The 12,737-nt window shown below is 58.6% G+C and carries 12 protein-coding genes; 2 read left to right on the top strand and 10 right to left on the bottom strand.

The features are described from left to right. Position 1 precedes the first annotated feature (1 nt). The 10 genes from MKFW12EY_RS01000 to pyrF all read right to left on the bottom strand — a co-directional run bounded on the left by MKFW12EY_RS01000 (position 2) and on the right by pyrF (position 10,056). Entirely contained in the window at positions 2-1,831 is a 1,830-nt protein-coding gene (locus MKFW12EY_RS01000; RefSeq protein ID WP_221053845.1) for a polysaccharide biosynthesis protein, read from the bottom strand. Further along, positions 1,828-2,856, bottom strand: a complete 1,029-nt coding sequence (locus MKFW12EY_RS00995; protein ID WP_310757622.1) for an MraY family glycosyltransferase — start codon at positions 2,854-2,856, stop codon at positions 1,828-1,830. The genes MKFW12EY_RS01000 and MKFW12EY_RS00995 overlap by 4 nt, the downstream gene beginning before the upstream one ends. Beyond that, positions 2,856-3,815, bottom strand: coding sequence for an NAD-dependent epimerase/dehydratase family protein (locus MKFW12EY_RS00990; RefSeq protein ID WP_054763720.1), 960 nt, complete (start codon positions 3,813-3,815; stop codon positions 2,856-2,858). The genes MKFW12EY_RS00995 and MKFW12EY_RS00990 overlap by 1 nt, the downstream gene beginning before the upstream one ends. 66 nt (positions 3,816-3,881) lie before the next feature. Beyond that, positions 3,882-4,346 carry a DUF411 domain-containing protein gene (locus tag MKFW12EY_RS00985; protein ID WP_054763717.1) on the bottom strand — a complete coding sequence of 155 codons (465 nt, stop codon included), beginning with the start codon at positions 4,344-4,346 and terminating at the stop codon, positions 3,882-3,884. A 10-nt stretch (positions 4,347-4,356) separates the two neighbouring features. Beyond that, on the bottom strand, positions 4,357-4,776 hold the full coding sequence (locus MKFW12EY_RS00980; protein WP_054763718.1) for a secondary thiamine-phosphate synthase enzyme YjbQ: 420 nt from the start codon (positions 4,774-4,776) through the stop codon (positions 4,357-4,359). A gap of 27 nt (positions 4,777-4,803) precedes the next feature. Then, on the bottom strand, positions 4,804-5,877 hold the full coding sequence (gene hemE, locus MKFW12EY_RS00975) for a uroporphyrinogen decarboxylase (protein WP_054763719.1): 1,074 nt from the start codon (positions 5,875-5,877) through the stop codon (positions 4,804-4,806). 20 nt (positions 5,878-5,897) lie between these two features. Beyond that, positions 5,898-7,484, bottom strand: coding sequence for an AAA family ATPase (locus MKFW12EY_RS00970; protein ID WP_221053843.1), 1,587 nt, complete (start codon positions 7,482-7,484; stop codon positions 5,898-5,900). Beyond that, on the bottom strand, positions 7,474-8,556 hold the full coding sequence (aroB, locus tag MKFW12EY_RS00965) for a 3-dehydroquinate synthase (RefSeq protein WP_221053842.1): 1,083 nt from the start codon (positions 8,554-8,556) through the stop codon (positions 7,474-7,476). Before aroB ends, MKFW12EY_RS00970 begins: the two co-directional genes overlap by 11 nt. Further along, complete coding sequence (gene aroK / locus MKFW12EY_RS00960; RefSeq protein ID WP_064020123.1) at positions 8,537-9,082, bottom strand: shikimate kinase AroK; 546 nt, start codon at positions 9,080-9,082, stop codon at positions 8,537-8,539. Before aroK ends, aroB begins: the two co-directional genes overlap by 20 nt. A gap of 248 nt (positions 9,083-9,330) precedes the next feature. Further along, complete coding sequence (gene pyrF, locus MKFW12EY_RS00955; protein ID WP_054759522.1) at positions 9,331-10,056, bottom strand: orotidine-5'-phosphate decarboxylase; 726 nt, start codon at positions 10,054-10,056, stop codon at positions 9,331-9,333. A gap of 437 nt (positions 10,057-10,493) precedes the next feature. Between pyrF and MKFW12EY_RS00950 the strand changes: the two genes are divergently transcribed. Then, entirely contained in the window at positions 10,494-11,915 is a 1,422-nt protein-coding gene (locus MKFW12EY_RS00950; protein WP_221053841.1) for an undecaprenyl-phosphate glucose phosphotransferase, read from the top strand. Positions 11,916-12,260: 345 nt separating this feature from the next. Continuing rightward, complete coding sequence (locus MKFW12EY_RS00945; protein WP_054759520.1) at positions 12,261-12,677, top strand: VanZ family protein; 417 nt, start codon at positions 12,261-12,263, stop codon at positions 12,675-12,677. Positions 12,678-12,737: the final 60 nt, after the last annotated feature.

The raw sequence follows: 12,737 nt of genomic DNA, 5'->3' as shown, positions 1-12,737 counted from the left end.
GCTAAGGCCGGCACTCGAATTCCGGCACCAGGCGCTGCAAATCGGCCAACAGCGCGGCGCTGTCGCGGCAGGCGCAGGCCTGTTGCAAGCCCTCGATCTGCCGGCTCCATTCCGCGCTGTCGTAAATTCTGGCCTTGGCCAGACGCAGCTTTTCGTGGCCGGTCGGTAACAATTGCTCCTGTTCGTGGAACAACTCCTCGTACAACTTCTCGCCGGGGCGCAGGCCGACGTATTCGATCTTGATGTCGGTGCCGGGACGTTTGCCGCTGAGGCGGATCATCTGTTCCGCCAGATAACTGATTTTGACCGGCTCGCCCATGTCCAACACGAAGACTTCGCCGCCCCGGCCTATGGTTTCGGCCTGCATGATCAATTGGCAGGCCTCCGGAATGGTCATGAAATAACGGGTGATGTCGGGATGGGTCACCGTGACCGGGCCGCCGGCCTGGATTTGTTCGCGGAACAGCGGTACCACGCTGCCGGCCGAGTCGAGCACGTTGCCGAAACGCACCGTGGTAAAGCGGGTATGGCCTTGGCGGTCCAGATTCTGGCACAGGATTTCGGCGGCGCGTTTGGTGGCGCCCATCACGTTGGTCGGGTTGACGGCCTTGTCGGTCGAGATCAACACAAAGCGGGCCACGCCGGCGGCGATGGCGGCTTCGGCCAGTATCTTGGTGCCGATCAAATTGTTATGCAGCGCTTCGCGCACCTGGTTTTGCAACAACGGTACGTGCTTGTAAGCGGCGGCATGAAACACGATTTCCGGCTTTTGTTCGCGAATCGCCCGCTGCACCGCGACCGGATCGGCAACGTCGCCGAGCACGGCGGCGCGCGGCAATTCCGGAAAACGCCGCTGCAATTCGGCGTTGATTTTGTACAGGTTGAATTCGCATTGGTCGAACACGATCAGCTTGCGCGGCTGAGTCTTGGCCAGTTGCTTGCACAGCTCGGAACCGATCGAACCGCCGCCGCCGGTGACCAGCACGGTCTTGCCCTGCATGTGGGCCTTGATGCCGACCCAATCCAGCTTGATCGGGGTGCGGCCCAGAATGTCTTCGATCGATACGCTGCGCAATGCGGTCTGGGCCACCGTGCCGTTGAGCAATTCCTTAACCGACGGCAGGGTTTTGAATTCGACGTTGCAGGCCTCGCAGACCTCGACGATGCGGCGCATCTGCGCGTCGCCGGCCGACGGCACCGCGATCAGCACCACCTCGATATCCCATTGTTTAACTAGGGCCGGAATCTGGCCGACGTTGCCGGCGACGCGGATGCCGCGAATTTCGCGTTTGAATTTGGCCGGATTGTCGTCGGCGAACACGACCGGTACGTAGCCGCTGTCCGGCGTCGCCAATAGGTCGCGGATCAGCATTTCGCCGGCGGCGCCGGCACCGACGATCAGGGCCCGGCGGCCGATCCGGTCGACGAAGGCGCGCTCCTTCCAGAACCGGTAGACCAGGCGCGGCACGCTCAGTAGCGAAAACAGCGTCAGCACGTACAGCGGCACCACCGAGCGCGGCACGCCCGCCAGCCGGTCGTACAAAAACAGGGCCGATGCGATCAGGAAGATGCCGGTCAATACCGCCTTGCCGATCCGAATCAGATCCGGCAGCGAGGAAAAGCGCCAAACGCCGCGGTACAGTCCGAACACCCAAAACAGCGTGACTTGAATCGCCATGACCAGCGGCAGAAACAGCAAAGCCGGGTAAAAAAAATCGTCCGGAATCTGCTGCAGATTGAAGCGCAACCAATAGGCACCGAACCAGGCCAACGGGATCATGCCCAGGTCGTGCAGGAAAATGGTGGTGCGCGAGCGGAAATTGAATGTCACGAAACGACGAACCCGCTGCGGCCGGCCCGGAAGCGGAAGGCCAGAAAGAGTAAAGGCAGATAGGCGGCGGCCAGCGCAGCCAAGGCGTGGGACGGATGCCAAAAGGCCCAGGCCGAGCACGGCAGCAGCCAGCCCAGATTGATGGCCCAGCAAGCGCACAACACCGGCAAATGGCCATAGCGCTTGGCGGCGTGCTGGTAAGTATGCGAACAATGCGCCGCGTACCATTGCTGGCCGCTGCATAGGCGGTAGGCCAAGGTATAGCTGGCATCGACCACGAACAGCCCGAACAAAATCAGCCCGCAATACAACAACACCGCAGCCTGCTGCGCGGCCAGCAAGATCAATAGCCCCAGCACCAGGCCGACGAAGCCGCTGCCGACGTCGCCCATAAAGATTTTGGCTTTCGGCCAGTTCCAGCACAAGAAGCCGGCACTAGCCGCGGCCAGGCCGGCCGCCAACGCAAACAGCGCGCGGTCGATATACAGCAGATAGCCGGCCAGCGCCAGACCGACGAAGATGGCTTCGGACGCGGCGATGCCGTCGATACCGTCCATGAAATTGAACAAGTTGAGCGCCCAGACCAGAAATAATATGGCGAGCGGATAACCTAGCCAACCGGGATCGGCAAAACGCCGGCCGAGGACGGCGTCGAACGGCGCCGGAATTAACAACGGCGGCAAGCCTTGCAACAGGCCGACCGCGATTGCGGCAGCCAACAGATGGATAGCAAAGCGCCAGCGGGCGGCAACGCCGCCGTGGTCGTCCCAGAAGCCGACAGCGGCTACCGGCAGCGCCGCGGCCAGCATCGCCAAGCGCTCCCAGCCGAGCTGCGCGGTTGCGAACAGCCACAGGCCCGCCGCGCAAAAACCGAGCACGATAGCCAAACCGCCGCCGCGCGGAGTCGGTACGCTGTGGGAACTGCGTTGGTTGGGGATATCCAGAACTTGATTACTGAGCGCGTAGCGGCGGATCAGGCCGGTCAGCAGCGCCGACAACGCTAAGATAATGCAGAAAAGTAGCATCACGCCCGATAGCTTAAATAACGAATGATCTCCGGCAAGGTGTCGCGGAGCGTATGCTCGGGCTCGAAGCCCAAATCGCGGCGGATTTTATCAGACGAATACCAAGCTGAACCGGTTAATTTATCCAAACTGTCGCTATCGAGCGGAAACCGTCGCCCGGCCAAACGGCCGAAGCAGTCGCCGAATTTGGCCGCCAACCGCAACAACGCGAGCGGAACCGACCCGTTTAGCGGCGGTTTGCCGAGCGCGGCGCGGATCATGTCGTAGATGTCGCGGGTGGAATAGCATTGGCCGTCGGTCACGATATAGATTTGGCCGGCGGCTTGCGGCCGTTCCGCGGCCAGTATCGCCGCGGCGGCGACGTCGTCGACATGCACCATCGAGCGCCGGTTGCCCTGCGGCAACGGCGGAAAAATGCCGCGCCGAACCGCGTTGACCATCCGCGGCAGATTGCCTTTGTCGCTACAGCCGTAGACCATGCTAGGCCGGATCACGACCGGATGCGGCACATAGCCACCGTGCAGTACCAGTTGTTCCGACGCGTATTTGGATTGGCCGTAAGGGTCGGCGGCCGGCAGGTCGGCGGTTTCGTCCATCGGTTGCCGCTCGGTCTCGGCTACCGCCTTGACGCTGCTGAAATAGACGAAGCGTTTAACGCCGGTCCGTTGCGCCGCTGCCAGCAATTCGCGCGTGGCCGTACTGTTAATTTGCCGGTACTCCGCCGCGTCCTGCCGATTCTCGGCCAGGGCATGGGCTTTGCCGGCCAGGTGAAACACAGTGCCGACACCGGCGCAGAGCGCGGAGGGACAGCTTCCGGCCGCGGCCAAGTCCCAATAAAAATCGCTTGCCGCGGAACGACCGGCGCTGACCACGGAATAACCGCTTTGTTCGAGTTTTCGGCAAAGCACGGAGCCGATGAAACCGGTAGCACCGGTCACCAGCACTTTATTTTCGGCCATCGGCATTCCGCGCGTTAAAGGTAGTAGAAATCGACCCGGGCACGGCTGTTTCGGTCGGTGGCGGAATTAGCGATTGTCGCCATGCTCGGCGAACACCTCGGCCTTACCCGCTTTGTCGAACGACACGACTTGGTAAGTATCTTGGCGTCCGCCCATTTCCATGCCGGGGCTACCCATCGGCATGCCGGGCGCGGCCAAGCCGGCCACTTGAGGTTTGGCTTGCAGCATTTTCTGGATGTCGCCAGCCGGCACGTGGCCTTCGACGACGTAGCCGTCGACGATCGCGGTATGGCAGGACGCCAATTTTTCCGGAACGCCGTAGCGGGCCTTGATCGCGTCCATGTCGTCGCTGATCACATCGTTGATCTTGAAACCGCTTTGTCTGGCGTGTTCCAGCCATTTGCCGCAGCAACCGCAGGTCGGGCTACGGTAGACAGTCATTTCCGGGCCGCCGGCCGCCGTTTGCTCGGCGCAGGCCGAAAAACCGAATGATGCCAAAACCAGGATTGCCGTCGATCTGAATAATTTCATAAATACCTCTTTATTCGCCGTGCAGCGTGACGATAACGCTGCGACTGCCGGCGTGGTTACGGTGTTCGCATAGATAAATCCCTTGCCAGATGCCGAGCGCCAGTTGGCCGTCGCTGACGGGGATGCTCAAAGAACTCCCCAGAATGACGGTTTTGATATGCGCCGGCATATCGTCCGGTCCTTCGAGCGTGTGCCGGTAATAGGGTTCATTTTCGGCAACGGCACGGGAAAAATAGCTTTCCAAATCGCGGCGCACGTCGGCGTCGGCATTCTCGTTGATCGCCAGCGAAGCCGACGTATGTTGCAGAAAAAAGTGGGCCAGGCCAATCTCGATCCGATCCAGTTCCGGGAACTGTCCGCAAATCTCGCGGGTCACCAGATGGAAGCCGCGCGGTTTGGCGGCCAATTGAATGCGCCTTTGCAACCACATTGCCCAATCCTGACCGAGCGCGCCGCGTCAGGCGCCGGCAGCGTGGTACTGCGGACTCAATTCGCGGACCGCATCGACCATGGCCTTAACGTGCTCCGGATCGATATCCGGCAGTATGCCGTGGCCCAGATTGAACACGTGGCCCGAGCCATGGCCGAAGCCGGCCAGCACCTCGCCGACTTTGGCGCGGATCACGTCGGGCTTGGCGTACAGCGTGATCGGGTCCATATTGCCTTGCAAGGCCACCCGGTCGCCGACTCTGGCCCGGGCTTGGCCGATATCGGTCTGCCAATCCAGGCCCAGCGCGTCGTAGCCGGTGTCGGCCATCGCTTCCAGCCACAAGCCGCCGCCTTTGGTGAATAGGATGGTCGGAATCTGCCGGCCGTCGCGTTCGGTTTGCAACAAGTCCTTGACTTGCCGGGCATAGCGCAACGAAAACTCCAAATAATCGGCGTGGCTGAGCATGCCGCCCCAGGTGTCGAACACCATCACCGCATCGGCGCCGGCGGCAATCTGCGCGTTCAAATAAGCGGCTACCGCCTGAGCCAAAGTGTCCAACATTTGGTGCATCAGTTGCGGCTGCTCGAACATCAGACTTTTGACTTTTTGAAAGCTCTTGCTGCTCTTGCCTTCCACCATGTAGGTCGCGAGCGTCCACGGGCTGCCGGAAAAACCGATCAGCGGCACCCGGCCCTGTAGATTGGTTTTGATCAGGCGCACCGCGTCGATCACGTAGCGCAATTCCGCTTCCGGATCGGGCACCGCCAAATTGGCGATGTCGGCGCCGGTGCGGACCGGGCGGGCGAATTGCGGGCCTTCGCCTTCCGAAAACGACAGGCCCAGGCCCATCGCGTCCGGGATAGTCAGGATGTCGGAGAACAAAATCGCCGCATCGAAGCCGTAGCGCTCCAGCGGTTGCATGGTCACTTCGCAAGCCAATTCCGGATTGGTGCACAGTTGCATGAAACTGCCGGCCTTGGCGCGGACCGCACGGTATTCGGGCAAATAACGCCCGGCCTGGCGCATCATCCAGCTTGGCGTGCGCTCGACCGGTTGTCTTAACAGCGCGCGCAGAAATAAATCGTTTTGTAGTTGGCTCATGTTTCGGTGGGTAGGATTGATCAGCGGCGGCTTTCTTTCTGCACCGCTCTAAAACGCTTTTCCAGCGCCTGTTTAAAATCGTTGGGCATCACTGCTTTGAATTGCTGAGCTTCGGCGGCCGTGGCAAACGAGCCGTAGATCAGCACGTATTTTTCCTGTTCGCCTTTGTTTATCGGATAGTAGGTTAACGCATCGCGGTAATCGGCGTATTTTTTCAGAAAACGGGTTACCGCGGCTTTATCGGACAGCACCATCACCTGCAACGTAAAGTTATTCGGCGGCTGGGCCATGATCCAATCGTAGTCGCCGCCTTCGGCAATCGGTTTGCCGGGCTTGCGCTCCGCCGGTTTTGCCGGGGCCGGCGGCGCTATTGCCGGAGCCGGAGCCGCGGCAGCGGCCGGAGCGGGCGCGGATTCGGCGCTTGCCGCAACGGCGGCGGGTTCGGCTGCGGCCGGTTTCGGCGCCGCATCGGCGTTAACCGAAGCTGGCGCGGCGCTTTGGCCGGTTGAGTCTTGCGCGGTTACCGCGGCGGCCGATTCGGGTTTGACCGGCGTCGGGGCGGATTCGGGAACCGCAGCGGTTACTGCGGGTGCCGATGCCGGGGCATGTACGGGCGCAGGCGCTTGAACCTGGGCCGGTGCCGACGCTGCGGCGGCAGGCATTGCCGGCGCGGCAGGCTGCGGCTGCGGATTCGCCGGTTCAGGCTGCTCCGGTGCCGAAACGGCTGGCGCTGGCGACGCAGCCTCAGCCGTCGGCTCGGCCGGTTTCGCGGGCTCGGCCAAGGCAAGCGGCGCCGGTTCCGGCGGTGGCGCTGGTTCGGACGGCATTAGCTTGAGCGCCACATAACCGGCTCCGGCTGCAATCGCGGCGATGCCCAGCCACAACCCGGTGCGGGCGGTTTTACGGCTCTGGTAGTGAGCCAACTTGGGCAATTCGGCCAGAATCTTGCCCGGAATGCCGTGGGTGTCGCGATACACTTGCTCGACCAGGTTATCGGTGACGGCATTGAACGACAATACCGCGCCGGGTTGCGCCGACAGGTTTTGCAAATACTCGCCGCATTGTTTTCGGTTCAACGGCGGCAATTCGATGAAGTGGCATTCCTCGACCACTTTGTCGGTGCCGCTCTTGATATGGAATTGGTCGTGGCTCATCGCAAACACCAAACGCAAGCCCGGAATCGAGTCGGCCAGTTCGATCAGCATCGTCAGCAGACCGGGACTCAAGTCGCCGGCATCGTCGACCAGCAACACCACTTTTTGCCGGGTGCAGGCGTCGCGCAAGGCGTTGATGTCGAAAGCGGATGCGGTTTTAAGATTCAGGCCGCGCAGCAGTTCGACGACCAGGCTTTCGAAACTCGAATTCGGCGTGGCCCGTAGCAGCACGATGTCCCACAAGTCCTTGCGGTTTTGGCGGACGGTTTCCAATAGCGTGGTTTTACCGATGCCGTCCGGGCCGCAGACGATCAAAGACTGCTGCAGGTTCGCCAGCAAATGCACCAACAAATCCAGTTTTTGCGAGCGTTCCAGCGTAATCAGCGCCCGCTCCGGGCTGTTGTTGACCGAGCGGCGTTGGTAGCTGTAGGTCAGGTCGTCGTTATCCAGCATAACCGTTTAACGTGGCTTGCAACTGGGCCAAATCGACGTTGACCGGCAACGACGCCTTGCCGAGCGCTTCCAACAAAATCACCCGAATCTTGCCATCGATGTTTTTCTTGTCGACCGCCATCAAATCGACGTATTGCTCGGTGATCATGTCGGCCGGCGGCGTCACCGGCAAGTTGGCGGCTTTGAAGATAGCGATAATGCGCGCCACGTCGGCATCGTGCAACCAACCCAGCCGGCGCGACAAATCGGCGGCAAAACAGGTGCCGATCGCGACTGCTTCGCCGTGCAGATAATGGCCGTAACCGCTGCCGGTTTCGATGGCATGGCCGAAGGTGTGGCCCAGATTCAACGTGGCGCGCACGCCGGATTCGAATTCGTCTTCGCCGACCACCTCGGCTTTGTTGATGCAGGAGCGCTCGATGGCATAGGCCAACGCGGCCTTGTCGCGGGCCAGCAAGTTGGGCAAATTGGCTTCCAGCCAGTGCAAGAATTCCGGATCGCGGATCAGGCCATATTTAATAACTTCGGCCAGGCCGGCCGACAATTGCCGGTCGTCCAGTGTGTCGAGCACGTCGGCGTCGGCGATCACGCATTGCGGCTGGTAGAAGGCGCCGATCATGTTTTTGCCCAGCGCATGGTTGACGCCGGTCTTGCCGCCGACCGACGAATCGACTTGGGCCAATAACGTCGTCGGAATCTGGATGAAGGCGATGCCGCGCTGGTAACAGGCCGCGGCAAAACCGCCCATGTCGCCGATCACGCCGCCGCCCAGCGCGATCAACGTGGCGTTGCGGCTAAATTTATTGGCCAGCAAGCCGTCGAAGATTTTTTCCAGATAGTGCAGGGTTTTGTACTGCTCGCCGTCCGGCAGAATCACGGCTTCGGTCTGGTAATCGGCCAGATTGGCCAAAACTTGGTTTAAATACAGCGGCGCAATCGTTTCGTTGCTGACCACCAGCACTTGTTTGGAACGAATGTGCCGACGCAATAACTCGGCTTGTTGCAACAGCCCGGAACCGATGTAGATCGGATAACTGCGCTGGTTGCCTAAATCAACTCGCAATTCTTTCATGGTCTTCCAGAGCAGCCTGGTATTGCTGCAAGATGGTTTTGACGACGGTTTTGGTGGGCAGTACGCCCGAATCGATTTTGAAATCGGCGCACTCGCGGTACAGCGGGTCGCGCTCGGCCAGCAGGGTTTGCAAGCGCTGGCGCGGATTTTCGGTACGCAATAACGGCCGTTGCGTATCGTGTTTGGTGCGGTGCAGGATTTTGTCGATCGAGCATTGCAGATAAACCACGAAACCGTTCTGGATCAAGGCCTGGCGGTTTTCCGGTTTGATCACGGCGCCGCCGCCGGTCGCCATCACGATGCCCTGCTTCAGAGAAAGATGGTGGATCACCGCCTGCTCGCGCAGCCGAAAGCCCTCTTCGCCCTCGTAGGAAAAAATGGTCGGGATATCGACCCCGGTGCACTCCTCGATCACTTTGTCGCTGTCGTAAAACGGCCACTGCAACGCTTTGGCTAGCTGCTTGCCGATGGTGGTCTTGCCGACGCCCATCAAACCGATCAGATAAATATTGGCCGCTGGTTTCATTGCATGGCTGATTATGCGCACTAAAAAACCGGAGCATTATGCCCACTTTTGCCGGCGAGTGAAATTTTAAGATGCGCGCGGCGCGCATCGGGCCTATGCCGGCTGTTAATCCCCCAACTATCGTCCTGATGTCATTTTCTGTGGGAGCAGGCCATGCCTGCGACTGAAGGCGTTTGATCGCGGGCAGGGCCCGCTCCTACCATACTTAACCGTATCGTCCCGCTGTAGGAGCAAACCGGCGCCAAAGCTTATGCGAACTGCGCCGCAATCTGACCTTGGATTTTTTCCGCCATCGCCTTGCGGTCGGCGGCGTCGCGGATCGGGCGGCCGACGACAATGTAATCGGCGCCGTTTTGGATGGCTTGTTCGACGCTGACCGCGCGTTTTTGGTCGTCGTCTTCGCGGTTGTCGACCGGGCGAATGCCGGGCGTGATGACCAGCAGTTTTTCGCCGAGCTGCTCGCGGATCATCGCCACTTCCAAACCGGACGAGACGATGCCGTCGCAGCCGATTTGCAGCGCTCGCTTGGCGCGCGACAACACCAATTCTTTGACGTCGCATTGAAAACCCAAATCGTCCAAATCGCCGCGGTCCAGGCTGGTCAATGCGGTCACGGCCAGTACTTTCAAATCGCCTTTGGCGGCGGCGGCGGCTTCCATGATCGAATCGTTGCCGTGTATCGTCGCCAAATCCACGCCTTTATTGCTCAAGGCTTTGATTGCCCGGCCGACCGTGGCCGGAATGTCGAAAAACTTCAGATCGACGAAGACTTTTTTATCGCGCGCCTTCAGCCATTCGATGAAACCGAAATAGTCGCCGGACATGAACAATTCCATGCCAACTTTATAAAATACCACCGCGTCGCCGAGTTCTTCGACCAGGGCTTGGGCTTCGGCGATGCTGGCGACATCCAACGCCATGATCAGGCGGTCGCGGACCGGAATGGGTTTTTGCGAAATGAAAGAATTGCTCATGGCGGCTATTAGCTGGGGTAGTTCTAAAAGCGATAAAAAATAACAGAAGAACGCCGCCTATCCTAAATTTTCGCGGCCGGCGGCAACTGCTCGCGCCGATTGCCGCACAAGTTTGCACTGGACGCGCGCCCCGGTTAGCGGTTATAACCTGTCCGACGGAGTGCGGCGACCATAGCCGTTTTCCGATCCGTTGGTCCTCATAAAAAACGCATCCCGCATTGGCGAGGGCGCAAAAACGACAAGGAGATTGCGGTTCCCACGGCACCAGCCGCGGGCGAAAAACCGCAAACGGCCCGGCAAATTAGCGGCCTGCAGAGCGAGCAAAGAACATCACCCAAGTTTCATTAAGCTTTCATTAAGCCGAAATAAGCCGGGTGTATGGTTCTATAATTCAGGCAGACACGTGAAGTTAACTTGGCTAAATCAGTAAATTTGATATGACTCAATATCGCACAAAAGGATTTATCCGGCCGCTGCGGCCCGAATTGCAAAGCATCAAACGTGCGACCGATACCGCGCTGATCTTCATCACGCTTTACTTGTCGCTACATGTTTACAGCGAGCCGTTCGGCAAAGAATATCTGGGCTTGTTCATCGTCTGTACCGTGTTGTTCGGTATTTTTGCCGAGCATCAGGAGATCTACCACGGCTGGCGCGGCGATCCGATGTTCGACGATGCGATCCGTATCCTGCTGTCCTGGATTTTTGCCTTTGCCCTGGTGGCCGGCGGTTTTTTCGTGTTCGACTTCGGCTTCGAATATTCCCGCGAGGTCATGGAGCTGTGGCTGCCGCTGGCGCCGCTCAGCATCATCGTGCTGCATACCTTGCGCCGCTCCGCTTTGTCCTATCTGCGCCTGCACGGCATAAACACCCGCACCTACGCCATCCTGGGCGGCAATGCCCTGGGTCGGCGCCTGAACGTTGCCTTGACCGAAATGCCCTGGCTGGGCTATCAATTCATCGGCTTTTTCGACGACCGCATCGAAAACAAGCAGCGCCGGGAACAGGAAGACATGGTCGACAACATCATCGGCGATTTCAAGGAGCTGCTGGACCGGGCCAAACACGGCGAAATCGACCATATCTACATCACGTTGCCGCTACGCGCGGAAAAACGCATCAACCAGTTGGTGCAGGAACTGGCCGACAGCACCGTATCGGTCAATATCGTGCCGGACTTTTTCACGTTCAACCTGATGCAATCCAAGCTCAGCAGCGTCAAGGGGATACCGGTGGTCAGCGTGTTCGACACGCCGTTGAATTCGTCGCTGGACGGCACCGCCAAACGCCTGGAAGACTTATTTTTATGCGCGATCATTCTGCCGCTGATTGCCATCCCGATGCTGCTCATCGCCATCGCCATCAAACTGACCTCGCCGGGACCGGTGATTTTCAAGCAACTGCGTTACGGCGTAAAAGGCGAACCGATCGAAGTCTGGAAGTTCAGATCGATGACGGTGTGCGAGAACGGCGACACCGTCAAACAAGCCACCGCCAACGACAGCCGGGTCACGCCGCTCGGCGGCTTCCTGCGCCGCACCTCGCTGGACGAACTACCCCAATTTCTGAACGTGCTGGCCGGCACCATGTCCGTGGTCGGCCCGCGCCCGCACGCCATCGCCCATAACGAATACTACCGCAAGCAAATCCAGGGCTACATGCTGCGCCATAAAATGAAGCCCGGCATTACCGGCCTGGCGCAAATCAGCGGCTGCCGCGGCGAAACCGAAACCATCGACAAAATGGAAGCCCGCATCCACCACGATCTGGAATACATCCGCAATTGGTCTGTGATTTTGGATATCAAGATCGTGATTATCACGATCTTCAAGGGGTTTGTTGGGCAGCAGGCGTATTAGGTCTATTGACTCGGATATTGCTTGGATTATTTGAAAATAAGGACAGTTTGGCAGCAATAAAAACAACCTAAATTCAAGCTATTGTCCTTACCAGAAAATCATCCAAATTTAGCTTCCAATAAACGTGCTTCTTTCCTTCATACGAAAGTAAAAGCAGACGACATTGACGAATAGGAGGAATTGGGCCTCAGCTCCTCCCCAAGTTCAATTTAAACCAGAGGGCAATTATGAGTTTCTCTAACAGGAATTCTTGGCACCTGCTTCGGTAAAAATTGCCGAACAAACGCCCTCTGCTCGCGCAAGCGATTAGAACCGACCGAATCAGTGATCGAAAATACCTAGGCAATGACGAAATTTAAAGGCAATCGCAAACTTGCAATATTAATTTTTTTGTTGAGTGTCGGTTGGGTCGTGGCGTTGTTCGTCGAATCGTCACACTCCCCGCCCAGAATAATGGGCGAAATTCCGGGACTAGACAAAGTCGCTCATTTCATCGCGTTTGCGATTTTAACGCTGCTAATTTGTTTTGTTGTTTTCATTTGGAGTGGCAACCCAGCCATTTCATTATTTTCCCTACCGTTTTGGCTAACGTTACTGGTTGGGCTTTCCGAGGAAGGCTACCAAATATTAGTGCCGAGTCGAACGGGTAGCGTACTGGATTTATTGGCCGATATAGCCGGAGCAACAATAGCGATGGTCGCAATCAAGCGCAGTTGCCTTATGCTGCGCATCAAAGCCTGGTTCGAAACTAACTCTGTTTAGATTGGGAGCGCCCAAAAGGGGCGTCACGATTTAGGAGAAGCGCGGACCGTTATCTGCGCG

The sequence above is a fragment of the Methylomonas koyamae genome, assembly GCF_019669905.1.
Classification (GTDB): domain Bacteria; phylum Pseudomonadota; class Gammaproteobacteria; order Methylococcales; family Methylomonadaceae; genus Methylomonas; species Methylomonas koyamae.
Note: the sequence above shows the minus strand (reverse complement) of the source record. Positions and strands in the feature narration are given on the sequence as shown.

Coding starts and splice junctions, on each gene's coding strand:
- MKFW12EY_RS00995 (WP_310757622.1), bottom strand. CDS start 2,856: ATGCTACTTTTCTGCATTATCTTAGCGTTGTCGGCGCTGCTGACCGGC.
- MKFW12EY_RS00990 (WP_054763720.1), bottom strand. CDS start 3,815: ATGGCCGAAAATAAAGTGCTGGTGACCGGTGCTACCGGTTTCATCGGC.
- MKFW12EY_RS00985 (WP_054763717.1), bottom strand. CDS start 4,346: ATGAAATTATTCAGATCGACGGCAATCCTGGTTTTGGCATCATTCGGT.
- MKFW12EY_RS00980 (WP_054763718.1), bottom strand. CDS start 4,776: ATGTGGTTGCAAAGGCGCATTCAATTGGCCGCCAAACCGCGCGGCTTC.
- hemE (WP_054763719.1), bottom strand. CDS start 5,877: ATGAGCCAACTACAAAACGATTTATTTCTGCGCGCGCTGTTAAGACAA.
- MKFW12EY_RS00970 (WP_221053843.1), bottom strand. CDS start 7,484: ATGCTGGATAACGACGACCTGACCTACAGCTACCAACGCCGCTCGGTC.
- aroB (WP_221053842.1), bottom strand. CDS start 8,556: ATGAAAGAATTGCGAGTTGATTTAGGCAACCAGCGCAGTTATCCGATC.
- aroK (WP_064020123.1), bottom strand. CDS start 9,082: ATGAAACCAGCGGCCAATATTTATCTGATCGGTTTGATGGGCGTCGGC.
- pyrF (WP_054759522.1), bottom strand. CDS start 10,056: ATGAGCAATTCTTTCATTTCGCAAAAACCCATTCCGGTCCGCGACCGC.
- MKFW12EY_RS00950 (WP_221053841.1), top strand. CDS start 10,494: ATGACTCAATATCGCACAAAAGGATTTATCCGGCCGCTGCGGCCCGAA.
- MKFW12EY_RS00945 (WP_054759520.1), top strand. CDS start 12,261: ATGACGAAATTTAAAGGCAATCGCAAACTTGCAATATTAATTTTTTTG.